General features: G+C 53.6%; 1 pseudogene. It reads right to left on the bottom strand.

What is annotated here, in order from left to right:
• Positions 1 to 237 (bottom strand): annotated as a pseudogene (locus tag SAZ04_RS22980) (nucleotide sugar dehydrogenase); the annotation flags it as partial.

Here is a 237-nt window from a genome sequence, read left to right as displayed (position 1 = left end):
CGAACTTTATGACCACCGACCAGGCCGGGTTTGAATTTCAGGAAATTCCACTTTGTTCCAGCGGCCTCCAGTACTTCTGTTGTGTCGATGTCAAGGCGGTCAAAAATAATGGCCAGCTCGTTCATCAGCGCAATATTCAGGTCGCGCTGGGTGTTTTCGATGACCTTGGCAGCCTCGGCAGCCTTGATGCTGCGGCAACGATGCACGCCCGGCTTGACGATGCGCTCATAAAGTTCG

It is taken from the genome of Halalkalibacter lacteus (assembly GCF_036663595.1).
Taxonomy (GTDB): Bacteria; Bacillota; Bacilli; order Bacillales; family Bacillaceae_D; genus Halalkalibacter; species Halalkalibacter lacteus.
Note: the sequence above shows the minus strand (reverse complement) of the source record. Positions and strands in the feature narration are given on the sequence as shown.